Raw genomic sequence first — 24,963 nt, forward strand, 5'->3', positions numbered from 1 at the left:
CTATTCCACGGCCGCCAGGGGCAGGCCGTTGGATTGCCAGGCCTCAATGCCGCCGCGATACCAGAAGGCGTTCCAGCCCAGGGCGCCGGCGCGCAGGGCGCCGTTATAGGATGAGCGGTCCTGCCGATCGCGGCCGAAGAAGATGACGGGCATCTTGGCGTCGGTGGCGGTTTCCTCCTTGAGCCAGCCATCGACGGCGCTCTGGAAACGGTCGGTCAGGCTGCCATCCTTGCCGGCATCGGTCACCGAAAGCGCGCCGGGAATGGTTTCGGCCAAACCACTGGTATCCACCAGCAGCATCGGCGTGCCCTCGTTCAGCGCGGCGGCCAGGTCTTGCGTGGTCAGGATCTGGGCCTTGCTATGGCTGGCCGGGGTGGGTCCCTTGTAGGGCGCAGGAAACAGCACGCTGGTGACCGGCACGCCCAGATCGGCCAATTCGTCGGCCGAGGTGGCATTGCCTACCGATGCGGTGCTGGTCTTGGCGACATTGCCGGCGCTGCTGGTCGGCTGGGTCTGCGTCGCGCTGCCGGTGTCGCCGGTGCCCATTTCGATGTCGGAGATCATGAGGGCCAGGTGCTCGATCAGATCGTAGCACATGGTGATGGTCCCCTCGCGGGGATCGTACCAGGCATTGAGCTCGCCACAATCCTTGTAGGTGACGGCGATTGGGCGGGGCAGGGCATAGTTCTTGGACAGGTTGTCGGCAAAGCCACGCAAGCCGTCGCCGAATGTCGTGGCCAGGAACGTGCCGATCTCGCTGTTGGATGGCTCAAAGGTCACTTCGACCTTGGCGCCGGGCGCATCGGCCGGCAATTGCCCTTCGGGGAACCAGGTGTCGACCCTGGTGTGCGGCGCCAGGATGGTGCGCCAGGCGCGGTTCTGCTTGGTGAATTCTTCCTCGCAACGTCCCAGGGTGCGCTCGTCGAACTTGATCTGTTCGGCCATGTCGGTGAAGATTGCCGGATTGCCGCCATACATCACGCAGAACACATTGCGGAACCGCTTGAGGTCGGGGGTATGCTCGTCCTGCCAGGGGGTTTCGCCGCCGCCCTGCTGCTGGGCCAGCATGCCGCTATAATACCATTGCAGGGCCGAATAGGTCGCCACTTCCCGGCCGATCGCGTTGATCCCCTCGTCTTCTGTCGGGTACATGGTGGGTTCGACCACCTTGAGCGCCGAGAAGATGTCGACGGAATCTTCTTCCGGGCCGGTGGAGGGGATCTGCAATTCCCCGATCAGCGCATGGCCGAATTCATGCATGAAAATACTGTTGGTGAGGCCCAGATAAACCCCGATCAGGCGCGCTTCGTCATGGCCGAACATCGGCACACCAGCGCCCACCGATGTCGTGCCACCCGAAGAGGGTGTTCCACTGGAGGCAGGCGTTCCGGCCGATGCCGTGCCGGCGCCTGAGGAGATGGTGAAGCCACCGACATAGAATTCGCCGCGTTCATAGGCCAGAATGCCGATATCGCCGCCAAGGGCGGGATCGTCCTGAAGCTGGGCGATGACCTGGCCATTGAGCCGGAATTCGCCAAAGCCGGGGCGCTCGACAAATTGCAGCACGTCCTTGCCGCCACCTTGGGCGGCGCCCGCAAGCCGGCCGACTTCACGCCCCTTGCCGTCGGCGCCAAAGCACAGCACCAGCCCGTCGCGGGCGGCGGTGATTTCCCCGATGCAGGAGGCGCTGCCATCGCTGCTTTCGATCAGGATGCCGGCTGCGGATTTGGTGAAGTTCGCCGCATCCTCGCCCTGTGGCGGCAGGATGCCGATATCGAGGCTGGTGACGCGTTCGCCCGAGGTCAGCGGGCCAACCGGCATTTTGTAGACCAGCTCGCTCGAGGCGGTCGCGGAATTGACCAGGACCAGCCAATTGTCCTCGAAGAACAACTGCCAGCCTTCCTTGTCATCGCTGCCATTGATGGTATCGGCCAGCGGACCCATGATGGCCGCCATTTTATTGTCGCCGCCACCTGAATTTTCCCCCGTGCTGCCACCGCCGCTGCTGGGCGCGGTGCCCGATCCCGAGCCGCCGGCGCTGGCGCCGCCCTTGGGTGGCAGGCCGGTGCCGCCCGAGCCGCCTTTGGGTGGCAGGCCCGCGCCGCTGCTGGCCTCGGGGCCGCTGATCTGGAAATCGGCCAGCCCGAAAGTGCCGCGTTCATAGGCCATGATGCCGATTTCGGCGCCAAGCGCTGTGGCATAGGTGACGTCACCGATCTGGGTGTCGTTGATGAAGAAGCGCGCGGCGCCGGGGACTTCGACCATGGTGATGATGTCGCTGCCATCCATGCGGGCGGCATTGGGCACCGAGGCGATAGACTTGAAATCGCCCTCGATGACGCAGAACAGGTTGCCCTTGGCCTCGGCGGTGATTTCCATCAGGCAGACGTCATTATTGGTGGCGCTGCGGGCGAGCAGGCCAATGGCGGCTTCCGGAATCTGGGATTTCAGCGTGACGTTGACGGTGATTTCCCGTCCGTCCGTGGGCGGCGGGCCGGCATTGATCGCCAGTGTCTGCTCGGAGCCTTCCAGCGTGTCATTGCGCAGGACGAACCAGCCGCCTTCTTCCCCGGCCTGCCAGCCTTTCACCAATTGCTGATCCACCGCGCCGGCAAGCGGGCCGAGTACATCCTGCGCCCACACCTGCGTGGCCGAACCGAGCGCCACTAGTCCCAGCGCCAATACCAAGGATTTGCAATTCATTTCAGGTTTCCAGAAGAGACGGTTCCCGGCAGCCACAGCGGTTTATAGCCATCTTTGACCATCATGCCTGCCAAGACTCTGTCAAGCGGCAGAGCATGCTCGAATCTGCCTAGAGGAGGTCCATATCCACCTTGACATGCCCTTGGAGGCCACGTCTGCGGAGAAAAAATGCCGTCACCTCGATGCACTGGGGCCCCCATTTGTCCTGTCATTGCTGTTTTGACGCTTGAGCCTGGGCGGTCCTTGGGTGCCGATGCAGATTATTTTTGCACTGTGACCGGAGGCTGACGCCGAAAGCTTCTGCGTGCCTGCCAGCCATGCTAGATGTGCCGGATGCAATCGTCGTTCCGACGCAATTTGGGCCTTAGCGTGCGTTCATGAGCCTGTTCAGCCCATTGCACAAAATCTTCGAGTCCTGGCTCGATCCGTTCCGCCACGCCGACAATCTGCAGCCGCCCGCCACCGGCCCTCGGTTTTTCTGGCATTATATCCGTCAGGCCAAGCTGCCCTTCCTGTCGCTGCTGATCCTGGGTGGCGCGGTGGCTTTGGTCGAGGCCGCACTATTTTATTATGTGGGGCGGCTGGTCGACATTCTCGATGCGGCTAATCAGGGCGAAGGCTGGGGCGGGCTGCTTGCCGCCAACGGCACCGAACTGGCGTTCATGCTCGTCGTCGTGCTGGGCGTGCGGTTCATCGTGACGTGGCTCTCCGCCGTTGTGGAAGAACAGACGGTCAATCTGGGCTTTTACAATCTCGTACGCTGGCAGGCTTATGCCCATGTCATCCGCCAGAGCCTGAGCTTTTTCCAGAATGACTTTTCCGGCGCCATTGCCAGCAAGGTGTGGCAGAGCGGCGGGGCGGTGGGCGATTTCATGGTGGCCCTGCTCCAGGTGGTCTGGTTCATCGCGGTCTATGCCATCACCACGCTGGTGCTGGTCGGCCAGCTCGACTGGCGACTGGGCGCGGCCGTGGCTTTGTGGATCGTCGCCTTTGCTTTTCTCGCCTGGTATTACGTGCCGCGCATGCGCAAGCGGTCCACATTGGCCGCCGAGGCGGCCTCCGCGCTAACCGGGCGCATTGTCGACAGTTTTGCCAATATCCAGACCCTCAAGCTGTTCGGTTCAAGCGACGAAGATGACCGCTTCGTGCGGCGCGGCTTCGACAATTTCTTGGGCGCTATGACCACTTTGGCGCGCACGCTGGTCGGGGTGCGCTCGGCGATGGGCATGCTGTCGGGCGTCGCCATTGCCGGGATTGGTGCGCTCTCCGTGCATTTGTGGACGCAAGGGCTGATCTCGGTGGGTGGCGTGGCCTTCACGCTGGGGCTGGTGTTGCGGCTCTATAATCTGCTGGGCCGCATGATGAACCAGCTCAATGGACTGATGCGCAATTACGGCACGGCGCAGAACTCGGCCGAGTTGATCGCCCGCCCCTTGGGGCTGGTCGATGTGCCCGCCGCGCCGCCCCTCGTGGTCACGGCGGGCCATATCCATTTCGACACTATCGATTTCCACTATGGCAAGCCGAGCGGGATCATCGATCATCTCGATCTCGATATCGCGCCGGGCGAGCGGGTCGGACTGATCGGGCGCTCGGGCGCGGGTAAATCCACGCTGATGAGCCTGCTGCTGCGGTTTTATGATCTGGAAGGTGGCCGCATCACCATCGATGGGCAGGATATTTCCAAGGTCACCCAGGCGTCGCTGCGCGCCAATATTGGCGTGGTGACGCAGGACACCGCGCTGCTGCATCGCTCGGTGCGGGCCAATATCGTGTTCGGCCGGCCCGATGCTAGCGAAGAGGAAATGGTCAGCGCCGCGCAGATGGCGGAGGCCGACGAATTCATCGACACGCTAGTCGATTTCAGGGGTCGCACGGGCTACGACGCGCAGGTGGGCGAGCGCGGCGTCAAGCTGTCCGGCGGCCAGCGCCAGCGTGTGGCCATTGCCCGGGTGCTGCTCAAGAATGCGCCGATCCTGGTGCTCGACGAAGCGACTTCGGCACTCGATAGCGAGGTCGAGGCGGCCATTCAAAGCCAGCTGGAGCGGCTGATGGCGGGCAAGACGGTGATCGCCATTGCCCATCGGCTCTCGACCATCGCTGCCATGGACCGGCTGGTCGTGCTGGAAAAGGGGCAGATCGTCGAGCAGGGTACCCATGCCGAGCTGCTGGCGCTGGGCGGCCAATATGCCCAGCTCTGGCACCGGCAATCCGGAGGGTTCCTCGATCTCGATGTCACGGCCGCGCAATAGAAAAGGCCCTCCCGCGAGGAAGGGCCTTTCTGGTTCAGTCTAGGGACAGATCAGAAGCTTTCCCAATCGTCCATCTTGATCGCGGCATTGCCCTGGGAGCGATAGGCCGTCGGCGCAGCCTTGCGGCGGGGCGGGGCGGCGTGGCGGATGGGCTCGGCCGGCGCCTGATGCACCGAGAAGATCTCGACAATGCTGTCGAGCTGGATGGCCTGGCCCTCGGTCTGCTCGATCGAGGCATTGATTTCCTCGACCAGGGCGGCGTTGTGCTGGGTCATCTCGTCCATCTGGCGGACGGCAACGCCCACTTCCTGGATAGCGCTGGCCTGTTCCGAGCTGTCGCGGGCAATGCCTTCGAGCAGTTCGGAATTGGCGCGCACGCCGTCCAGCATTTCATCGAGCTTGGCAGCCGCATCGGCCACGAGCTTGGTGCCGCCACGCACTTCGAGTGCTGATTGCTCGATCAGCGCCTTGACCTCGGTCGAGGCCTGGGCGGAGGACTGGGCCAGGCGCCGCACTTCGACGGCAACCACGGCAAAGCCCTTGCCGGCTTCACCGGCCCGGGCCGCTTCCACCGAGGCGTTGAGGGCCAGCAAATTGGTCTGGAAGGCGATGTCGTCGATCATGCCGATAATGTTGGAGATTTTCGACGAGGAGGTCGCGATGCGTTCCATGGCCTGGGTGGCTTCAGCCATCACCACGCCGCCTTCTTCGGCCGAGCGGGTCGAAGCGATGGCATTGTCGCTGGCGGATTTGGCGCGGGTCGAGTTCTGCGTGACCGTGGCGGCCAGCTGTTCCATGGCGGCCGAGGTTTCCTCGATGGTCGCCGCCTGCTTGGTGGTGCGCTCGGAGAGATCGTTGGCGCCAGAGAGGATTTCCCCGGTCGCGAGCTTGAGTTGACCGGAAGTGTCGCGCAGCCGCCCGACAATGTCGGAGAACTTGATCGCAACAGCATTGGTGTCGTCCTTGAGGCGGCCGAAGGCGCCTTCATAGAGGCCTTCGACCCGCTTGGTCAGGTCGGCATTGGCGAGGGCGGAGAGCACCTGGCTGGTTTCGGCCAGGCCAGTATCGACGGTCTTGACCAGGCTATTGACGCTGCTGGCCAGGGCATTGAGTTCGGGATCGGGGAAATCGGCAGTGACGCGCTGGGAGAAATCGCCTTCGGCGGCGGCATCGACCACCGAGCCGAAGGCGCTTTGCAGCTCGGTCATCATTTCCTTGCGGGTTTCCTCGTCGCGAATGATGCGAGCGGCTTCGGCCTGCGTCATGTGGGCGATCTTCTCGCCATTGTCGCGGAACACGTCCACGGCCCGGGCCATGGCGCCGATTTCGTCGGCCCGGTCGGTGCCCTGGATGGTGATGTCGAACTTGCCATCGGCCAGTTCGGCCATCTGGCCATTGAGCGCGGTGATCGGCTTGGTCAGGCTACGCACGATGAGCCAGCCGGCCAGCACCAGAACGGCGATGACACCGAGGGCGATCAGCGCGCTGCTCAGCGCATTTTCCTGGTAGATGGCGTCGATATCGGTCTGCAGCACGCCCGTGCCGATGGCCCAGGACCAGGGCGCGAAATTCTGCACATAGGTCAGCTTTTCGATGGCCGGCGCATCGGGATTGGCGCCCGAGAACATGAAGGTGGTGAAGATCGAACCCTGGGTGCGGGCGCCATCGGTATATTCTTCGATGAAGCGCTTGCCATTGGTGTCGGTGCGGTCGCGCATATTGGTGTCGACCACAGCCGGGTTGGCATTGACGATCATGACATAGTCATGGGTCACCGCGAACACATAGTCATCGCCTGAATAATTGATGGCATGCAGCATGGCCTTGGCTTCGGTCTGAGCTGCTTCCAGCGTCATTTCGCCGGCCTGCACGCGCGCATCGTAATTGCCGAGCATGGTCACCGCAGTTTCGATGACGCTCTTGATCTCGGCCTTTTTGAGATCGATGAGATTGTTGTGAATATTGGTCAGCTGATAGGCGGTCAGGCCGGCAAAGCCGACGACGAACAGGAGCAGCAGCGCGGACATCCGGCGCGCAATGCTGCCAGTCACGATCTTGAGCATGAAATGTGTACTCTGATGGGAATCGAAGAGGGAAGCGATCGGCTTCAGGAGCCGGGTGGGAAATCCGGCTAAGGCGCGGCGCGCGCGAATGCGATCAAGGCAGTGGCCTCCTGGCAGAGCATCAGCCGTTCTGGCTGGATGGGTCATGTCGTTCAGGCAAAACATGCCGCCCTTAGGTTAATTTACTGACAAGCCGGATGGGTCTAGGGCTCTGTGAGCGCTCGAAAAATTCGACCTCGTGCTCAAACAGCCTGAGTAAAATTGTCGCACAATCGCGGGCCGTGCCCTTGTCCCCACCAGCGGATCGGGTCATAGTCGCGCTGCTATCAAAGCCCGTATCAGGAGAGCGAAATGAAAGCCGCCATGTCCAATCAGAAAGGAAAAGTTCAACAGGACATGAAGCTTTATGCAGATCCGATTTCCACGGGTGAGGGCGCATGCACAGCCACGCCGTAGCCATTCTCTAAAACACTTCTTCGCCGGGTTTTTGCCGCAACCGCACAGCAGCGGGGGCGACAGTTTTGCGCGTGCGCGGAAATTTCTCTCCTATTACAAGCCGCATCTGCCGCTGCTGGCGGCTGATCTCGTCTGCGCCCTCTTGGTCGCGGCGACGGCATTGTTCCTGCCGCTGTGCGCCAATTACGTCACTAAACAGCTGATCGAATTGCCCAAGGTGCCCGAGGCGATCGGGCAGATCTATGCGATGGGCGGCTTGATGCTCGGGGTGCTAGCCGTGCAGGTGCTGGCGATCTTTTTCGTCGATTATCAGGGCCACATGATGGGCGCCAAGATCGAGGCGTCGGTGCGCAAGGAATTGTTCGAGCATTGCCAGAAGCTGTCCTTCAGCTTCTATGACCGGCAACGCGTCGGGCAATTGATGAGCCGGATCACCAATGACTCGCTGTGGCTGGGCGAGCTGTTCCACCATGGGCCAGAGGATATTTCCATTGCGCTGCTCAAATTCGGCGGCGCCATGGTCATCCTGTTCTTCATCGATCCGGTGTTGGCGGGGCTGATCGCGGCATTGACGCCGTTGGCGGTGCTCTATGCGCTCTATTTCAATCGCCGCATGAATATTGCCCTGCGGCAGAGCAAGGAGCGGATCGCGTCGGTCAATGAGCGGGTGGAGGATGCCTTGAGTGGTATCAGGGTGGTGCAGTCCTTCGCCAATGAGACGATGGAATCGAGGCGCTTCGAGGCAGAAAACCAGCGGTTTCTGGACAGCCGCCGGGAGGGGTATCGCAGCGAGGCCTATTTCTCCGCCGGCACCGAAACCTTCGCGCAATTGGTGACCGTGCTGGTCATCGTAGTGGGGGCCGTGCGGGTACTCACGGCAGGGCTGGGCGTGGCCGACATGCTGACTTTCCTGCTCTGCGTGGCGGTTTTGGTCGATCCGGTGCAGCGACTGGCCAATTTCGTGCGGCTTTGGCAGGAAGGTTATACCGGCTTCGTGCGGGCCATGGAGATATTGGACGTTGCGCCCGATATCGAGGACCGGCCTGGGGCGGCGGAACTCGACCATGTGGTCGGGGCCATCGCGTTCCGCGATGTCAGTTTCCGCTATGAGGAGAGCGGGCCGCATGTGCTGAGCAAGCTGTCGCTCGACATTGCGCCGGGGGAATTCGTGGCTTTGGTCGGCCCGTCCGGCGTGGGGAAAAGTACGCTTTGTGCTTTGATTCCGCGGTTTTATGAGGTGAGCGGCGGGGCGATCCTGATCGATGGCAAGGATGTGCGGGATGTCACCATGGCCTCGCTGCGGCGCAATGTGGGGGTGGTGCAGCAGGATATCTACCTGTTCAGCGGCACGGTGACCGACAATCTGCGTTATGGGCGGCCCGATGCATCGGTCGAGGAAATCGTGGCGGCGGCCAAGGCGGCCAATGCGCATGATTTCATTGCGGCGCTGCCGCAGGGCTATGACACCGATATCGGGCAGCGCGGGGTCAAGCTCTCGGGTGGGCAGAAGCAGCGGCTGACTATCGCACGGGCATTCCTCAAGAATCCGGCGGTGCTGATCTTTGACGAGGCCACCAGTGCGCTCGACAATGAGAGCGAGCGGGCGGTGCAGCAGGCTTTGCTCGAGCTCACAAGGGGGCGGACCACGATCGTCATCGCCCATCGCCTGTCCACGGTGCGCAATGCCGACCGTATCCTGGTGCTGACCGAAGATGGCATTGGCGAAGAGGGGACGCATGAGGCGCTGATGGCGGCTGATGGGCTCTATGCCGGGCTGCATAAGGTGCAGGCCAGCATCTAGCGCGATCCGGCCCGCGCCTTTGGGTGCGGGCCGGTCTATAGCGGTGCGGGCGAAAAGTGCTTATACTTGATAATATTTATTGATAGTATTAGCGACGAGCAGGGGTCTGGGGCCAACTTGTATGACAAGGCAAACCGATGATGGGAGTGTTGCCGGCGCGGGTCGGGCGCGGCGGGGGCAGTCGCGGCGGGTGACCATGACCGATGTGGCGCGCGAAGCGGGGTGTTCGCAGGCTACGGTATCATTCGTCCTCAATCATGCACCGGGGATAAAATTGTCGGCCGAGACGCGGGAGCGGGTGTTCGATGCGGCGCGGCGGCTGGGTTATGCGGCGGGGGGCAATGGGCGGCAGGCGCGGGCGGTTGGTGGCGGGCGAAGGATCGGGTTCATTGCCGATCAATTGGCGACCAGCCCCGAGGCGGCGATTGCCATTGAGGGTGTGAGCACGGCAGCGCGGGCCAGGGGCGATATGGTGCTCGTGTCGCAGAGTTTTAATGATGCCGAGACCGAGGCGGGGCTGGTGCAGGCCTTTGTCGAGCAGGGTGTCTCCGCGCTGGTCTATATGACGATTTTCACCCGCGAGGTGGAGCTCAATCCGGCGCTGCTGGGGCTCGATATCCCGGTGTTTTTGCTCAATTGCTATACCGAGGGCCAGTCCCATCCTGCGGTGGTGCCCAGCGAGATTGCGGGCGGGCAGCGCAGCACACGGCACCTGATCGAGCATGGGCATAGACGCATCGCCACCATTACCGGGGAAATCTGGATGGAGGCGGCGCAGGACCGGCTCAAGGGCTATCGGCGGGCGCTGGCGACGGCCGATATTCCGTTCGATGGGGCGCTGGTGGTGGAGGGCGATTGGTCGGCCAGCGCGGGCTATGCGGCGACGCGGCAATTGCTGGCCTTGGCCGAGCCGCCGACGGCGATTTTTTGCCAGAACGATCGCACGGCCATCGGATGCTACGAGGCGCTGAAGGAAGCCGGGCTCGACATTCCGCGGGACATGTCGGTGATCGGCTATGACGACGAAGAAATCTCGCGGCATCTGCATCCGCGGCTGACCACGTCCATCCTGCCGCATCGGGCGATGGGGCAGTGGATTGTCGAGCAGATCGACGAGCTGGCGGGGCAGGCGGCCGGGCGGTATCCGCTGACCAAGCTGGAATGTCCGCTGGTGGAACGGGATTCGGTGGCGGGGCCGAAGGGGTAGGGAGCCACCGGCCCGCCACCTTCCCCTTGAGGGGAGGGTGCCGCATCGCGTTTGTGGCTGCGTGCTGCGCAATCTTGCCCACCCTCTGGGTTCACCCTCCCCTTGATGGGGAGGGAGGGGGTGGGGTGATGGGAGCCACGAAGGTTCGTGTTTGCGGAAGCACACCCCCACCCTGCTCGATCACGGACTTAGCTCACGCTAAGTCCTATCTCGCTTCCCTCCCCACAAGGGGGAGGGGTGATCCCGACTGAGGGCATGATGGTTGGTGGTGGTTGGTCGCCAGGCCCGAGATAACGGCAGGTGACGTAAACGGAGGTTCCCGCTTTCGCGGGAATGACACCGTGGGAGAACGCTAACCCCTTGGGGGAGCGATGGATTCTCGTTCGATGAATTCGCATTCGATCTTGATCTTTTGCAGGCGCTCGTCCTGGTCGGCGGCCTGGTAGCCGTCGAGCAATTGGCCGACGGCCCAGCGGGCCATTTCGTCGTGGGGGAGGACCATGGTGGAGAGGCGCGGATCGAGATAGGCGGAGAGGTCTTCATCGTCGAAGCCGATGATGGAGAGGTCCTGAGGGACACGCATGCCCAGGGTGCGGGCGGCTTCGTAGCAGCCGATGGCCATGCGGTCGTTGAAGCAGAAAATGGCGGTGGGCGGATTGGGCTGGGAGAGCAGTTCCAGGGCCCGTTCGCGGCCGGCGCGGATGGTCCAGCCGCCCAGGGTGACCAACTGGTCCTGGGGCGGAATGCCCCATTTGTCCATGGCCTGGCGGAAGCCTTTTTCGCGATCGACCGAGGCCTCGAGAATGGTTTCGCCGGCCAGGTGCGCGATGCGGCGATGGCCTGCCTTGAGCAGGGCTTCGGCCGCCGTGAAGCCGCCCACCAGATCGCCCGGGACCACCGAGGGATAGCGCAATTTGCGCTCGTAACAATTGAGCAGGACCAGGGGCAATTCCCCGAACCTGTCGGGCACGCTGACCTGCCGGGTGATCAACGAAGCATAGAGAATGCCGATGGTTTTCTGCGACACCAGCAGATCGATGGCGGCCTGTTCCAAGGCCGGATCGGAGCGGGTGCAGAAGGTGGCGACGGTGACATCCTGCAGAGCGGCTTCGTCGCGGGCGCCGACAATGAAGGGCGGGGCGAAGGGGGTGGTGGAAACTTCGTCGATGATGAGGCCGATGACACGCTGGCGACCCTCGGGCACCGGATGGGCCTTGCCGCGGCGATAGCCCAGCGTTTCGGCGGCATCGAGCACGCGGCGGCGGGTAAGCTTGGAGATGCGGGCATTGGTGACGCCGTTGAGGACCAGGGACACGGTGGCCTGCGACACGCCGGCCAATTCGGCCACATCCACCATGGTCGCGCGCTTTTCCAAGATTTCGGCCCCTCAAATCACAACGGCATTGAGCAGCCTTTTAGCCGAATTCGTGCACGGACTGTTAGCGTTGAGACTCGCAAATCGTGCCCCCTTGCCAGCACCGCGGAAGGGTCATAAGGTGATAATAATATAACTAATACTTCGAGGGATGAGGATGGAACGCGCTCAAGCCAGAGCCGAGCAAACACGACCGGCGGCACGCCGCAGCCTGTCGCTGGACGGGGTCTGGCAGTTCCGGCATGAGGACGGGCCATGGCGGGAGGCGCATGTGCCTTCGCCGTGGCAGGCCGAATTTTCCGACCTGGTCGATACGAGCGGCCGGGCCGTCTACAAACGCAGTTTCACGCTGCCCGAAGGCTGGGGCGCGGGCGAGCTGGCGCTGAAATTCGGGGCGGTGAGCTATTTCTGCGAAGTGCTGCTCAATGGCACGCCGGTCGGCAGCCATGAAGGGGCGTTTCTGCCGTTCGAAATCGTGCTGCCGGGCAAGTTGCTGAAGGCGCAGAACGAGGTCGAGGTGCGGGTGACCATGCCTTCGGCGGATCAGCGGGCCTATCCCGATTTTCCTTTTGGCGAAGTGCCGCATGGCAAGATCAGCTGGTATGGCCGGATTGGCGGGCTATGGCAGTCGGTGTCGCTGGAAGCGCGGGATGCGCGGCATGTGCAGAGCGTGGCGATATCAGCGGGCATTGATGGCGCGGTCAGTGTCGATCTCGGCTTTGCGGCGGCGGCTACGGGACTGCCGGTTCGGGTTGTTGTCGAGGATGCCGATGGCGCCGTGGTGGCGGAAACCGAAGTGGCGGCGGGCGAGGCTGTTACCGCCAAGCTGTTGGTGGCTGATCCAAAGCTGTGGTCGCCGGACAGCCCCAATCTTTATGCGCTGACGGTGGAACTGGGGGATGCCGATGCGGCGACGCATAATTTCGGTTTCCGCAGCATCGAGGCGCGGGACGGCAAGCTGCTGCTGAATGGCGAGCCGCTTTATATGCGCGGGGCGCTGGACCAGGACTATTATCCCGACGGCATCTATACGCCGCCGTCGCTGGAATTCCTCGAGGACCAGGCGAAGAAGGCCAAGCATCTCGGGCTCAACCTGCTGCGCTGCCATATCAAGGTGCCGGACCCGCGCTATTATGACGTGGCGGACCGCTTCGGGTTGTTGATCTGGACCGAAATTCCCAATGTGGCCAATTTCACCGCCAAGGCGGCAGCGCGGATGCGCGCCACCATGGAGGGCATCCTTGAACGCGACCGCAATCATCCTTCGATCGTCGCCTGGACGATCATCAATGAGGATTGGGGCACGCGCATGCTCGAAAATGCCGAGCATCGCCAATGGGTGAAAGACACTTATGACTGGCTGAAGGCCAAGGACACGACGCGGCTGGTGGTCGACAATTCGGCCTGCTTCCCCAATTTCCACGTCAAGACCGATATCAACGACTACCACTATTACCGCTCGGTGCCCGAGCGGCGGCAGGAATGGGACGACATCACCGCCCAGTTTGCCGCCGGCGCCGACTGGACCTTCTCCTCCCTGGGCGACGCCGAACGACGGGGCGACGAGCCACTCATCGTCTCCGAGTTCGGCGTCTGGGGGCTGCCTGACCCAAAGAAGCTGCGTCGCAAGGACGGAAGCGAGCCGGACTGGTTCGAGACCGGTTCGCTGTGGGGCGATGGCGTGGCGCTGCCGCATGGCATCGAGGAGCGCTTTGGGGCGCTGGATCTGGACCGTACCTTTGGCTCGTTCGACGGGTTCATCGAGGCGGTGCAATGGTATCAGTTCATGAACCTGCGCTACGAAATCGAGACCATGCGCGAGCATGCCTCGATCATGGGCTATGTCATCACCGAATTCACCGATGTGCATTGGGAGGCCAATGGCCTGCTCGATATCGAGCGCAATCCGCGCGTGTTCCACGATGTGTTTGCCACGATCAATACCGATATCGTCATCGTGCCGCGGCCGGCGCGGTATTCGGCCTATGCCGGAGAGCATTTGCGCTTTGCCATCAAGGTGGCGACCGGTGGGCTGAGCATTCCCGAGGGCGCGGTGTTGCGCTGGAGCGGGGCGGTGAGTGGCGAGCTGTCGGTGGGGGCGACGGGGGCGGTTTCGACATTTGCTATCGAGGCGCAGCTGGCCATGCCGGCGGCCACGGCAAACCAGATGGTGCGGATCGATTTCGTGCTGGAGGCGGGCGGGCAAGAGCTGGCGCGCAATTCCTGCGATATCGCCCTTTATGCGGCGCGCGGGACGAGCGAGTTGCCCAGCATTGCGGCGGCTGATGCAAAGCTGGCGGATTACGCCAAGGGGCTGGGCTATCGCGTGGTGCCGGCGGGTGAGGCCGATGTCGTGCTGTGCCACGCGGTGGATGGCGAGGACGTGGAAGCCATCAAGGCAGGCGCGCGCTATGTGATCCTGGCCGATGGCACGGTCAAGACCAACAATAACCTGCGCACGGATATGCCTGATGGCGAGCTGCCGCATCGCAGCATCGTGGCGGATGGACGCAAGTTCCGACCGAGTCTCGATCAGCATTTGCCGGGGATTAGCCTGGTCGAACGCGATGGCACGATCTGGCGGGGCGACTGGATTGCGGGCTTTTCCTGGGTGCGGCGCGATGGTCCGTTTGCCAATATTCCGGGCGGGCCAATCTTTGATCTGAGCTTTTCGGATGTGGTGCCGCATCACCTGCTGACCGGGTTCCGGCCCTGGGAATATGGCTCCAACGTGCATGCCGGCATGGTGGTGGGCTGGGTGCATAAGCCCGCGGCCATTATCGGGGAAAAGCGCGTGGGGCGCGGCGGGGTGGTGGCCACCACATTCCGGCTGACGCGGGAAGCGCCGGGCGCCGATCCGGTGGCGGCGGCCTTGTTCGATGCGGTGGTGCAGACGGCGGTGGAATTGCAGGTGGATCGTGGGGTTTTTGGGTGAGTGAGAGCTAGGGCTTTCGCCTCCCTCCCCCTTGAGGGGAGGGATCGAGGGTGGGGGTGCTGAGATTTCCGGCAGCGCCGAGCGTTTGGAGGTCGCAGCACCCCCACCCCTAACCCCTCCCCTCAAGGGGGAGGGGAACGAAGAGCCGGGAAACCGGTGCGGGTTGGAAGACGGCAAATATGCCGCGCCAGCCACAAGAGGAGGAATGATATGGCCGATATCGTGCTGAACGAGGTCAGCAAGTCCTATGGCGCGGTGAGCGTGCTCGAGAAGGTGTCGATGCACATCAAATCGGGCGAGTTCATCGTGTTTCTGGGGCCTTCGGGCTGCGGGAAATCGACGCTGCTGCGCATGATTGCCGGGCTTGAGGCGGTCAATGAAGGGGAGATCCATATCGGGGACCGCCGGGTCGACCAATTGCCGCCCAACCAGCGCGGCGTGGCCATGGTGTTCCAGAATTATGCGCTTTATCCGCATATGACGGTGCGCGCCAATATGAGCTTCGGGCTGCAGAATATCGGCACCGACAAGGCGGAAATCACCCGCCGGGTGGAGGATGCGGCGCGGATGCTCGAAATCGTGCCGCTGCTGGAGCGGCGGCCGGCGCAGCTTTCGGGCGGGCAGCGGCAGCGCGTGGCGATCGGCCGGGCCATCGTGCGGGAGCCCGAAGCATTTTTGCTCGATGAGCCGCTGTCGAACCTCGATGCGGGGCTGCGGGTGCGGACCCGGGTGGAGCTGGCGCAGCTGCATAACCGCATCAAGGCGACGATGATTTTCGTCACCCATGACCAGACCGAGGCCATGACGCTGGCGAGCCGGATCGTGGTGATGAACAACCGTAGGATCGAGCAGATCGGCACGCCGATGGAGGTCTATTCGCGGCCGGCATCGCGCTTTGTCGCGGCGTTTGTCGGTTCACCGTCGATGAACTTTTTGGCCGTGACGGGAATTGCCGACAAGGGCGGCAAGGCGGCGGTGAGTGCGGGCGGTTCGGTGATCGACACGGGCATTGCGTTTGGCGCGCTGCCGGGGGCGGAGGGGCTGACGCTGGGCGTGCGGCCGGATGCCTTGCGGGTGGCGGCGGATGGTTCGGGGAGCCTCGCGGGCACGATCGATATCGTCGAGCGGCTGGGTGACCGGACGCTGGTGCATGTGCGGCTGGGCGATGGCGCGCTGGTGGTGGCCGAGGATGCCGGCAACAGCGCGCTGGAGCCGGGCATGGACGTATCGCTGCGGGCGGATGGGGCGGCGACGCATATTTTTGGCGCGGATGGGAGAGCCTATCACGCCAACTAATTTTTCGCATAACGGCGGCCGGGTGAGCGCTCAATGCGCCGGGCTGCCGATAGGAGGAGACATTGGGCATCCATTTCGGGAGGAGTGAATCATGCTGAAATCACTGAGACGGTTGGCGCTGGTTTCGAGCGCTTTCATGGCCCTGGCAACCGGTGCCATGGCGCAACAGAACGTGGTCTGGTGGGATTTTCTCGCCGGGGGCGACGGCATTCGGATGAAGGCGCTGATCGACGGCTTCAACGCCGAGCATCAGGGGGAAATCCAGATCCAGGGCACGACGCTGGAATGGGGGACGCCGTTCTATACCAAGCTGCAGACCTCGGCGGCGATCGGGGAGGGGCCCGATATCGCCACCTATCACCTCAGCCGCATTCCGCTGGCGGTCGATAGCGGCACGCTGAGCGAAATCACCGACGAGGATATGGCGGGCGCCGGCATTGCCGATGGCGACTTCACCGCGGCGGCGTCGGACGCCGGCAAGGTCGATGGCACCCGCTATGCCGTGCCGTTCGACCAGCATGGCCTCATTCTCTACTATAATAAGGACATGCTGGGGGAAGCCGGCATGCTCGACGCGAATGGGCTGCCGACCGGGCTCGATGGGCTCGAGAATTTCGATGCCGTGCTCGCCAAATTTACCGGCGAGGGCAAGTATGGCATTTCGACGCCAACGGGCGACCGCTATCGCACCATCTATAGCCTGTTCGGCCAGCAGGGCGGCACCATGTTCGACGAAGCGGCGGGCGGGTTCTTCCCGACTGACGAGGACCTGACCAAGCTGACCAATGCGATCGAAGTGGTCAAGGGCTGGGTGGACAAGGGCTATACGCCGGTGCAGGTGGAAAGCCCGGCGGCGCTGGCGCTGTTCACCTCGGGACAAGCCCCCTTCTTCATCATGGGCAATTGGGAAGTTCCCACCTTTGTCGATCTGCATGCCAAGGGAGAATTGTTCGAATGGGGTGCGGTGGAACTGCCGACGCTGTTCGAGAACAAGGCCGCCTGGTCTGACTCGCATGCCTTCGTCATTCCGGCCAATGCCGGCAAGGAAGCCGATCCGGCCAAGCGGGAAGCGGTGATGAAGGTCATCGCCTGGATGGATCAGCACTCGCTCGACTGGGCCGGCGCTGGCCATATCCCGGCCTATAATGCGGTGCGCGACAGTGCCGAATTCAAGGCGCTGAAGCCGCAATCGGACTATGCCGGCTTTGCCGATACGGCGGTGTTCGATCCGCGCACGATCCTGGCCGGTCCTGCCGCGCCGCTGGGCGATGCGTGGACCAATTACATCAATCCGGCCACCACGGGCGATCTCGAACCGGCCGATGCCGCCGCGCAGATGCGGGATGATCTGAACGGGCAGTTGTAGGAACCACGGGCGCAGGGCTTTCGCCTCCCTCCCCCTTGAGGGGAGGGATTGAGGGTGGGGGTGCTGAACTCTCAACAGGCATTGAGTTTGTTGAGGCCGCAGCACCCCCACCCCCGCTTTTCGCTAGCGAAAAGCTGAGCCCTCCCCTCAAGGGGGAGGGGATTGGATCGGGACTCTCCCCGTTGAGTGAAAAGTCTCGGTTACTGCAAGCGGGAGGAGACCGCCATGCTCAGGGATAAACGCCAGGAATATCTCACAGCCTTCATTCTGGTGGGGCCGTTCGTGCTGATCTATGGCGCGTTGTTCGTGTGGCCGACCATTCAGATGGCGCTGCTCAGTTTTACCAAGGCGCCGCTGATCGGGCCGGGGGAATGGGTGGGGTGGGACAATTACGTTAAAATCCTCAGCCATAAGCTGTTTCATTCAGCGTTCTGGAATACCGCCTATTTCGTTTTGCTGACGGTGATTCCCAATACGCTGATCAGCCTCGCCATTGCGCTGGCGGTCAATCGGCTCAAGGGGTGGCAACAGGGCTTTGTGCTGGCCTGCTTCTTCCTGCCCTATATCCTGCCCGTCTCGGTGGTGTTTCTGGCATGGAACTGGATCATCGATGTGCAATATGGGTTGGTGCAATATGGGGTGCGGCTGTTCAATGGCGGCCAGCCGATTTCGCTGACGCGCACCATTCCGCTGTTCATGCCGACAGTGGCTTTCGTCACCATCTGGTGGACATTGGGCTTTAATGTGCTGCTGTTCATTGCCGGCCTGCGCAATATTTCGCCGGAAATCTACGAGGCGGCGGCGCTTGATAGCGCCGGGCGGTGGCGGCAATTCACCCGCATCACCTGGCCGCTGATCTGGCCGGTGACGGCTTTGGTGCTGACCATTCAGCTCATCGCCCAGCTCAAGATTTTCGACCAGGTCTATCTGTTCTCGATCGGCGGGCGGCAGGATGCCACGATTGTGCTGGTGCAATATGTCTACAAGCTGGCCTTCCAGCAGAACAAGGGCGGGGAGGCGGCGACGGCGGCCATGCTGCTATTCGGGATGATCATCATCCTGAGTGTCCTGCAATATCAATTGCTGCGCGCGCGAGGCCAGAAATGAGTGTCGAGGCTCTTCCCCGAGTGGCCGAGGCCAGCGCACCAGGCGGCCGCGACCGCGCCATCGATATTGGCGGGCTGATCCTGACGATCATCACCTTCGCTGCGGCGCTGGCGGCGTTTTTCCCGATCTATTGGGCGATCATCACTTCGGTAAAGCCGGATGGCGAGGTGATTTCGGGCAGCAATAGCCTGTGGCCCAGCCGGTTCAGCTTCGACAGCTATATCCATATCTGGAACAACACCAATATCGCCATCTGGTACGTCAATTCCATGGTGACCTCGCTGATCATCACGGCCCTGGTGATCGTCAGTTCGGCCGGCTGCGCCTATGCGCTGAGCCAGCTCGATTTCCCGGGGCGGCGGGTGATCTATGTGCTGATCCTGGCCTGTTTCATGGTGCCGATGCAGGCGCTGATCGTGAACCATTTCGTGCTGATGGCGCAGTTCAAGCTGCTCAATAGCTGGGCCGGCATCATCCTGCCGCAGCTGATCGTGCCGGTGGTGATCATCGTCTACAAGCAGTTCTTCGACTCGGTGCCCAAGGAGTTCCGCGAGGCGGCGCAGATGGATAGCGCCGGGCATTTCAAAATCCTGTTCCGCATCTACCTGCCGATGAACTGGGGGGTGACGGCGGCCCTGGCCATCATCACCTTTATCGGGGCGTGGAACAGCTTTCTGTGGCCATTCCTGGCGGCGACCGGGGAGGCGACGATGACGGTGCCGGTGGGCATTACCCAGGTCAAGGACGCCTATGGCATTATCTATGGCAAGCAGATGGCTTCGGCGGTGGCGGCGGGGCTGCCGGTGGCGATTGTGTACCTGATCTTCCAGCGGCGGGTGACGCAGGCGATCATGCTGTCGGCTGGGGTCAAGGGCTAGCGGACCGGTCGCTATTCAGCTGAGGCCGGGCTGCAAATGGCGGTGTTCTGCGCTTCCGGTGCTCACGTACTGATGTACGCTGCGCTCCGGTTCTCGAAAACCACCATTTTCGCCTCGGCCTGAGCTGAATATCAACCCGTCCTCGATGGCCGAGAACGGTTGGGTTTCTCGGGTCGAACCCGAGGGAGAGCGGGGGCGGGGCTGGGACACATCTCTCCACATTGCGGTGTCGATGACCTTCAGCATGGATCCCGGCCTCCGCCGGGATGACACGGTGGGTGGGGTGGGTCGGAGGCACGCGTTTAAGTCGCAGCGTAGTCTTGCAGGCCTTGGACCAGGGCGTCGAAGGTTAGGCGGATGCGTTCGACGTGGCGCAGGTCTTCGTGGGTAACGACCCAGGTTTGCAGATCCATGCCGAAGGCGTCGGGGAGGACGTGGACCAGGTTGGGATCGCGTTTGCCCAGGCCCGTGTGGCAGATGCCGATGCCGATGCCGGCGCGGATGGCGGCCAATTGGCCGATATCGCTATTGCAGCGAAAGGCGAAATCCTCGCTTTGCAGGGTGACGCCCTGGTCGCGATAGGCGGCGATGCCAACGGGATCGGTTTCAAAGCCGATCAGGGCGAAGCGCGCTAAATCCTTCATGGTGGCGGGGATGCCGTGGCGGTCGAGATAATCGCGCCGCGCGTGCATGCCCAGCCGGATGGTGCCGATGCGTTTGGCGAGCAGGGCTTCCTGCAGCGGACGGGTCATGCGCACGGCGATATCGGCCTGGCGGCCGAGCAGGTCTTCGCTGCGATTGTTGAGGCCCAGTTCGATCACGAGGCCTGGATGGGCCTCGCGCAATTGCGCGAGGATCGGCGGGAGCACTTCGACTGCGACCACCTCGCTGGCGGTGATGCGCACAATGCCTGAGGCGGAGCCGGCTTCGGCCGAGGCGGTGCGGGCAAAGGCGGCGGCGGCATTGGCCATGGCCTCGACATGGCCGGCCAGTTCGAGGGCAATGGCGGTGGGGATGAGCCCGCTGGAGGCGCGGGTGAACAGCGCCACGCCATGGTCGCGCTCCAAATCCTCAATGCGACGGCGGATGGTGGGTTGCGCCAGATTGAGCGCGCGGGCGGCTCCGGACAGGCTGCCCTCGCGCAGCACGGCGAGGAAGGCGCGCTGTCGTTCCCAGTCAGTTGGTATGCTCATATATTTTGTATGAGCTGGGTGGCACGTATTGTCAATTTATTGCAGGGACCGGAGGGGCGATATTGGGTGGGCCGATGCGGGGCTGGGTAGCTCCACGGCACCATTCAAGGAGAGAAAAAATGATCCTGCTCACTGGCGCGACCGGCACTGTCGGATTTGAAGTTGCCAAGCTGCTCGACCAAAAGGGCGTTTCGGCCAAGGCTTTGGTTCGCTCACCTGAAGCGGCAGAAAAGCTGGCCGGGCTCAGCCATATTATCCCGGTTATGGGCGACCTGGACGATGCCGCCTCGGTGGCGGCGGCGCTGGCGGGGGTGGAGACGGCGTTCCTGCTGACCAAATCGTCCGAGCGGGCCGAGTCCCAGCAATTGGATTTTGTTGCGGCGGCCAAGGCGGCGGGTGTGCGCCATATCGTCAAATTCTCGCAGGTGCATGCCGATGTGGCTTCGCCGGTGCGGTTCCTGCGCTATCACGCGGTGGTGGAGGCGGCGATCAAGGCCAGTGGCATGACCTATACCTTCCTGCGGGCGAACCTGTTCATGCAGGAAATGCTGGCCTTCCGCGAGCCGATCCGGCAGCAGGGCCGCATCTTTGCGCCGATCGGGGAAGCGCCGGTGAGCCTGGTGGATGTGCGTGACCTGGCCGAAGTGGCGGTCGCGGCGCTGACCGGGACGGAGCATGACAACAAGAGCTATGACCTGACGGGGCCAGAGGCGCTGAGCCATGCCGAGCTGGCCGACCAGATCGGGCGGGCCATCGGGCGGCGGATCGAGCATGTGCAGCTGGCGCCCGAGCAGATGCGCCAGATCATGCTGAGCTACCAGTTTCCGGAATGGCAGACCGATGGGCTGATCGAGGATTATGCCCATTACGATCGCGGCGAGGCGGCGGGGATCAGCGGGGATGTCGAGAGGGTGACGGGCAAGAAGGCCCGGAGCTTTGAGGTGTTCTTGGGGGATTATGCGGATCGATTGCGGTAGGGGGGCTTGGGGAAGCACGATCGGCCTCCCTCCCCCTTGAGGGGAGGGATTGAGGGAGGGGGTCCGCCGGGTCTTGCGCAAATCAGACGACCCCCACCCCCCGCTTTTCGCGAGCGAAAAGCTGAGCCCTCCCCTCAAGGGGGAGGGAGGGCAGGAGCCGCGTGTTTTGGGTGTAGTCCCACGCCTCACGTGCATCCAGCGCGGGGATGGCCTTCAGCATGGATTCCGGCCTGCGCCGGAATGACACGATGGGTGAGGCACCTTCAGAGCTGATTACCAGCTTTACCGCGCGGCCCAGTTCATGCCGCGGCGGAGGATGGTGTTCATTTGGGGGACGGCGAATTCGCTCGCGACGTGGCCGAGCGAGGAATAGAAGACGCGGCCCTGGCCGTGTTTGCGCTTCCAGACGACCGGCATGGTGACGCCATCGATCCAGGCGGCGTGTTCGCCGGTGAAGGTGGTGGTTGCCAGCACCTCGTTGGAGGGGTCGACATGCATGTAATATTGCTCGGAATGGTAGGGAAAGCTCTCGATCCCGGCCATCACCGGATCATCGGGGCGGGTGATATTGACCCGGTAGTCGATGATATTGCCGGGGTGAGCCACCCATTGGCCGCCGACCATGAATTGGTAATCGACCGCATCGCGGAAGGCATCGCCCATGCCGCCGTGATAGCCGGCCAGACCCACCCCGCCTTCGACAGCGGCGGTGAGGTTTGACAGCTCTTCCTTTTCGATCTTGCTCATGGTGAAGATCGGCACGATCAGGCTGAGATCGCGGATGGAGGGATCGGCAAAGGCTTCGGTCGTGTTCTCGACATAGACCTTGAAGCCGTCTTCCTCGAGCATGGTGCGGATGATGGCGGCGCATTGTTCGGGCTCATGCCCGCTCCAGCCACCCCAAACGATCAGTGCTTCACGCATTCCATTCCTCCTTGAATTCGATCAGGCCAGTTTGCCGTTGACGAGCGAGCTGCCCAATTGGGCGGGCCGCTCGGCTGGCGTGGTGATGTCGATGACGCGGCCACTCATGGAGGAGGTTTCAAAGGCCTCCATGACTTCGAGCACATGCAAAGCCAGGTCGCCATTGCAGCGATGGGGGCGCCCCTCGAGAATGGCGTGGGCCATATCGGCGAGGCCGATCGAGCGATAATTGCCTTCGGCATAGGGCATGTCGGTGGCGATATCGGTCCATTCGCCGCCCTTTTCGAGCAGCTGGATCTGGCCGCCGAAATGGTTGGGATCGGGCACGATGAGCGAGGCTTCGGTGCCGTAGATTTCGAGCGGCACATGCTTGTGGCCGGCGACGTCAAAGCTCATCGTCACCTGCACCACGGCGCCATTGTGGAACACCAAAGTGCCCGAGACATGGGTGGGGACATGGACGGGGATGATCTCGCCATTGCGGTCCTTGGAGGTGATGGTGCGGGTGTCGCGCAGCTTGGTGCCGAAGCCGGACACCTTGGCGACGGGGCCGAGCAGGTTGACCAGATCGGTAATGTAATAGGGGCCCATATCGAGCATGGGGCCGCCGCCGGCTTCGTAATAGAAGGCGGGGTTGGGGTGCCAGCGCTCATGGCCGGGGCACATGAAATAGGCGGTGCCGCCGACCAGTTGGCCCAGGGCGCCTTCATCGACGAGGCGGCGCGAGGTCTGGTGGCTGCCGCCCAGGAATGTGTCGGGGGCCGAGCCGACGCGCAGGTTTTTGGCCTTGGCGGCCTCGACCAGCTTTTTGCCTTCGGCAAAGACAATGCCGAGCGGCTTTTCCGAATAGACATGCTTGCCCGCTTCGATGGCGCGCAGGCCGACCTCGACATGGGCCTTGGGGATGGTGAGATTGAGGATGATGTCGATAGAGGGATCGGTGAAGATCGCGTCGAGATCGACGGCCTTGAGGCCGAATTCATCGGCGCGCGCCTTGGCGGCGGCGGGGTTCATATCCGCTACGGCGCGGATATCGAGCACCAGGAAATCCTTGCTCGCCTTGAGATAGGCGGCGGAAATATTGCCCAGTCCGATAATGCCAATACCGACCTTGTCCATCATTCACTCCTCGTTCCGGCATTTGAAAAATCAGTGTAGCTGCGGCGCGCCGGGCCTGTCGTGCCCCAAGGCGAGCCATAAAGTTCGCCTAGCGCGACGGCGGCCGCGCCGCGCGCCCAGAGCTCGTCGCTGACCTCGTCGATGACGATCTGGGCGACATTGGCGAGGCTTTCCGGGGTGGCGCGGGCAAAGGCGGTGCGCAGGGGATCAAGCAGATGATCGCCCAGCGCCAGGGTGGAGCCGACGAGGATCACCCTTGGCGGGGCGAACAGGGCGACCAGATTGGCGATGGCAATGCCGAGTGCGGCGCCGGCGCGGCCAGCGGCGTGTTTGAGGCGGTTATCGCCGGCCTCGATCAGCCCGCGCACCCGGCTCATGCCCTGGCCCAGCCGGATGGCATCGCGAATTTGCGGGTCGTTATGCTCGCCATTGAGGATGGCGCGCTCGCTGGCGACTTCGGAGAGCTTTAGCGCGTGATCGGGGTCGGAGCCCATGATCATATCGCCCAAAGTGAGGCTGAGCTCGCGGGCGCCGCGGAACAGCTGGCCGCCATGCATGACGCCCAGGCCCAGGCTTTCCTCGATGGCGACGAGGACGAAATCGTCGCAGTCGCGGCAGCGACCGAACCAGTGTTCGGCCATGGTGATGGCATTGGCGTCGCTTTCGACAATGGTGTCGATGCCCAGGCGCTGCACGATGGCTTCCTTGAGCGGCACATTGGTGTCGCGGAAAATACTGGAGGCGCGGACGCGGCCGGTGCCGTGTTCGACAATGCCGGGCAGGGAGAGGGCGACGGTCTTGATCTGGTCCAGCGCCAGGCCGGCATCGAGCACGCAGCGGCGCACGCCATCTTCGACGAGATCGGCGATGACATCGACCGGCAGGCGATCGACCCGCACCGGGAGCGTCAGATTGGCGAGCACGTCGCCCTGGAAATTGGTGACGGTGAAAACCAGGCGATTGGTTGCGATCTTGGCGCCGACGACGCGGGCGGCTTCAGGATTGAGGGTCAGCATGACGCGTGGCCGGCCACGGCTGCCGCCGCTGCGCAAATCGCCTTCGTGGCGGGTGGAAATCAGCCCGTCATCGAGGAGCGAGGCGGTGATGGCCGAGACGGTCGTGGCCGAAAGCTGGATGCGTTCGCCGATCTCGACACGCGAAATCGCGCCGAACCGCCTGATGGTATCGAGCACGTGAAAGCGATTGATCGCCCGCATCAATTCGGGATCGGCGGTCTTCACAGACGGGGAGGCTCCTCACGCGTTCATTTCTACGTGACGCGAATTAAGTTTTGCCTTTCTAGGCATGGCA

The 24,963-nt window shown here is 62.8% G+C and carries 16 protein-coding genes; 9 read left to right on the forward strand and 7 right to left on the reverse strand.

Annotated features, from left to right (window positions below; genetic code table 11):
• The gene (locus N8A98_RS12090) at positions 1–2,703 is read right to left on the reverse strand and encodes a DUF4344 domain-containing metallopeptidase (RefSeq protein WP_262171607.1); all 2,703 of its coding nucleotides are present in this window, start codon (positions 2,701–2,703) and stop codon (positions 1–3) included.
• 377 nt (positions 2,704–3,080) lie between these two features.
• Between N8A98_RS12090 and N8A98_RS12095 the strand changes: the two genes are divergently transcribed.
• Complete coding sequence (locus tag N8A98_RS12095; RefSeq protein WP_262171608.1) at positions 3,081–4,955, forward strand: ABC transporter ATP-binding protein; 1,875 nt, start codon at positions 3,081–3,083, stop codon at positions 4,953–4,955.
• Positions 4,956–5,005: 50 nt separating this feature from the next.
• On the opposite strand, the gene N8A98_RS12100 is transcribed toward N8A98_RS12095, so the two are convergent.
• Positions 5,006–7,018, reverse strand: a complete 2,013-nt coding sequence (locus N8A98_RS12100; protein WP_262171609.1) for a methyl-accepting chemotaxis protein — start codon at positions 7,016–7,018, stop codon at positions 5,006–5,008.
• Between the two features lie 406 nt (positions 7,019–7,424).
• Between N8A98_RS12100 and N8A98_RS12105 the strand changes: the two genes are divergently transcribed.
• Positions 7,425–9,275 (forward strand): ABC transporter ATP-binding protein, encoded by a 1,851-nt coding sequence (locus N8A98_RS12105; protein WP_262171610.1) that lies wholly within the window; start codon positions 7,425–7,427, stop codon positions 9,273–9,275.
• Between the two features lie 121 nt (positions 9,276–9,396).
• On the forward strand, positions 9,397–10,482 hold the full coding sequence (locus N8A98_RS12110; protein WP_262171611.1) for a LacI family DNA-binding transcriptional regulator: 1,086 nt from the start codon (positions 9,397–9,399) through the stop codon (positions 10,480–10,482).
• A 352-nt stretch (positions 10,483–10,834) separates the two neighbouring features.
• Here N8A98_RS12110 and N8A98_RS12115 read toward each other — a convergent pair whose 3' ends face one another.
• Positions 10,835–11,857 (reverse strand): LacI family DNA-binding transcriptional regulator, encoded by a 1,023-nt coding sequence (locus tag N8A98_RS12115; protein ID WP_262171612.1) that lies wholly within the window; start codon positions 11,855–11,857, stop codon positions 10,835–10,837.
• A gap of 157 nt (positions 11,858–12,014) precedes the next feature.
• On the opposite strand from N8A98_RS12115, the gene N8A98_RS12120 reads away from it, so the two are divergent.
• The 5 genes from N8A98_RS12120 to N8A98_RS12140 all read left to right on the forward strand — a co-directional run bounded on the left by N8A98_RS12120 (position 12,015) and on the right by N8A98_RS12140 (position 19,439).
• A complete protein-coding gene (locus N8A98_RS12120) occupies positions 12,015–14,792 on the forward strand; it encodes a glycoside hydrolase family 2 protein (RefSeq protein WP_262171613.1) in 2,778 nt (925 codons plus the stop codon).
• A 210-nt stretch (positions 14,793–15,002) separates the two neighbouring features.
• Positions 15,003–16,088, forward strand: a complete 1,086-nt coding sequence (locus tag N8A98_RS12125) for an ABC transporter ATP-binding protein (RefSeq protein ID WP_262171614.1) — start codon at positions 15,003–15,005, stop codon at positions 16,086–16,088.
• 91 nt (positions 16,089–16,179) lie between these two features.
• Positions 16,180–17,454, forward strand: coding sequence for a type 2 periplasmic-binding domain-containing protein (locus tag N8A98_RS12130; protein WP_262171615.1), 1,275 nt, complete (start codon positions 16,180–16,182; stop codon positions 17,452–17,454).
• A 225-nt stretch (positions 17,455–17,679) separates the two neighbouring features.
• Positions 17,680–18,561 carry a carbohydrate ABC transporter permease gene (locus N8A98_RS12135; protein WP_262171616.1) on the forward strand — a complete coding sequence of 294 codons (882 nt, stop codon included), beginning with the start codon at positions 17,680–17,682 and terminating at the stop codon, positions 18,559–18,561.
• A complete protein-coding gene (locus N8A98_RS12140) occupies positions 18,558–19,439 on the forward strand; it encodes a carbohydrate ABC transporter permease (RefSeq protein ID WP_262171617.1) in 882 nt (293 codons plus the stop codon). The genes N8A98_RS12135 and N8A98_RS12140 overlap by 4 nt, the downstream gene beginning before the upstream one ends.
• A 302-nt stretch (positions 19,440–19,741) precedes the next feature.
• On the opposite strand, the gene N8A98_RS12145 is transcribed toward N8A98_RS12140, so the two are convergent.
• A complete protein-coding gene (locus N8A98_RS12145) occupies positions 19,742–20,632 on the reverse strand; it encodes a LysR family transcriptional regulator (RefSeq protein WP_262171618.1) in 891 nt (296 codons plus the stop codon).
• 119 nt (positions 20,633–20,751) lie between these two features.
• Here N8A98_RS12145 and N8A98_RS12150 point away from each other — a divergent pair, with 119 nt between their 5' ends.
• Positions 20,752–21,609: an SDR family oxidoreductase gene (locus tag N8A98_RS12150; RefSeq protein WP_262171620.1), complete on the forward strand. Its 858-nt coding sequence runs from the start codon at positions 20,752–20,754 to the stop codon at positions 21,607–21,609.
• A 282-nt stretch (positions 21,610–21,891) separates the two neighbouring features.
• Here the strand turns inward: N8A98_RS12150 and N8A98_RS12155 are convergent, their stop codons facing one another.
• From N8A98_RS12155 to N8A98_RS12165, 3 genes are read right to left on the reverse strand one after another with little or no spacing between them, the layout of a single operon-like run.
• A complete protein-coding gene (locus N8A98_RS12155; protein ID WP_262171621.1) occupies positions 21,892–22,533 on the reverse strand; it encodes a ThuA domain-containing protein in 642 nt (213 codons plus the stop codon).
• 21 nt (positions 22,534–22,554) lie between these two features.
• Positions 22,555–23,652 carry a Gfo/Idh/MocA family protein gene (locus N8A98_RS12160; protein ID WP_262171964.1) on the reverse strand — a complete coding sequence of 366 codons (1,098 nt, stop codon included), beginning with the start codon at positions 23,650–23,652 and terminating at the stop codon, positions 22,555–22,557.
• Positions 23,652–24,893: an ROK family transcriptional regulator gene (locus N8A98_RS12165; protein ID WP_262171623.1), complete on the reverse strand. Its 1,242-nt coding sequence runs from the start codon at positions 24,891–24,893 to the stop codon at positions 23,652–23,654. Before N8A98_RS12165 ends, N8A98_RS12160 begins: the two co-directional genes overlap by 1 nt.
• Positions 24,894–24,963 lie beyond the last annotated feature (70 nt).

Source organism: Devosia neptuniae (genome assembly GCF_025452235.1).
Classification (GTDB): domain Bacteria; phylum Pseudomonadota; class Alphaproteobacteria; order Rhizobiales; family Devosiaceae; genus Devosia.

Excerpts from the sequence above, each read along its gene's own strand:
- N8A98_RS12105 (WP_262171610.1), top strand. The coding sequence starts at position 7,425 with ATGCAGATCCGATTTCCACGGGTGAGGGCGCATGCACAGCCACGCCGT.
- N8A98_RS12120 (WP_262171613.1), top strand. The coding sequence starts at position 12,015 with ATGGAACGCGCTCAAGCCAGAGCCGAGCAAACACGACCGGCGGCACGC.
- N8A98_RS12155 (WP_262171621.1), bottom strand. The coding sequence starts at position 22,533 with ATGCGTGAAGCACTGATCGTTTGGGGTGGCTGGAGCGGGCATGAGCCC.
- N8A98_RS12150 (WP_262171620.1), top strand. The coding sequence starts at position 20,752 with ATGATCCTGCTCACTGGCGCGACCGGCACTGTCGGATTTGAAGTTGCC.
- N8A98_RS12125 (WP_262171614.1), top strand. The coding sequence starts at position 15,003 with ATGGCCGATATCGTGCTGAACGAGGTCAGCAAGTCCTATGGCGCGGTG.
- N8A98_RS12090 (WP_262171607.1), bottom strand. The coding sequence starts at position 2,703 with ATGAATTGCAAATCCTTGGTATTGGCGCTGGGACTAGTGGCGCTCGGT.
- N8A98_RS12145 (WP_262171618.1), bottom strand. The coding sequence starts at position 20,632 with ATGAGCATACCAACTGACTGGGAACGACAGCGCGCCTTCCTCGCCGTG.
- N8A98_RS12160 (WP_262171964.1), bottom strand. The coding sequence starts at position 23,652 with ATGGACAAGGTCGGTATTGGCATTATCGGACTGGGCAATATTTCCGCC.
- N8A98_RS12140 (WP_262171617.1), top strand. The coding sequence starts at position 18,558 with ATGAGTGTCGAGGCTCTTCCCCGAGTGGCCGAGGCCAGCGCACCAGGC.
- N8A98_RS12130 (WP_262171615.1), top strand. The coding sequence starts at position 16,180 with ATGCTGAAATCACTGAGACGGTTGGCGCTGGTTTCGAGCGCTTTCATG.
- N8A98_RS12095 (WP_262171608.1), top strand. The coding sequence starts at position 3,081 with ATGAGCCTGTTCAGCCCATTGCACAAAATCTTCGAGTCCTGGCTCGAT.
- N8A98_RS12100 (WP_262171609.1), bottom strand. The coding sequence starts at position 7,018 with ATGCTCAAGATCGTGACTGGCAGCATTGCGCGCCGGATGTCCGCGCTG.
- N8A98_RS12110 (WP_262171611.1), top strand. The coding sequence starts at position 9,397 with ATGACAAGGCAAACCGATGATGGGAGTGTTGCCGGCGCGGGTCGGGCG.
- N8A98_RS12135 (WP_262171616.1), top strand. The coding sequence starts at position 17,680 with ATGCTCAGGGATAAACGCCAGGAATATCTCACAGCCTTCATTCTGGTG.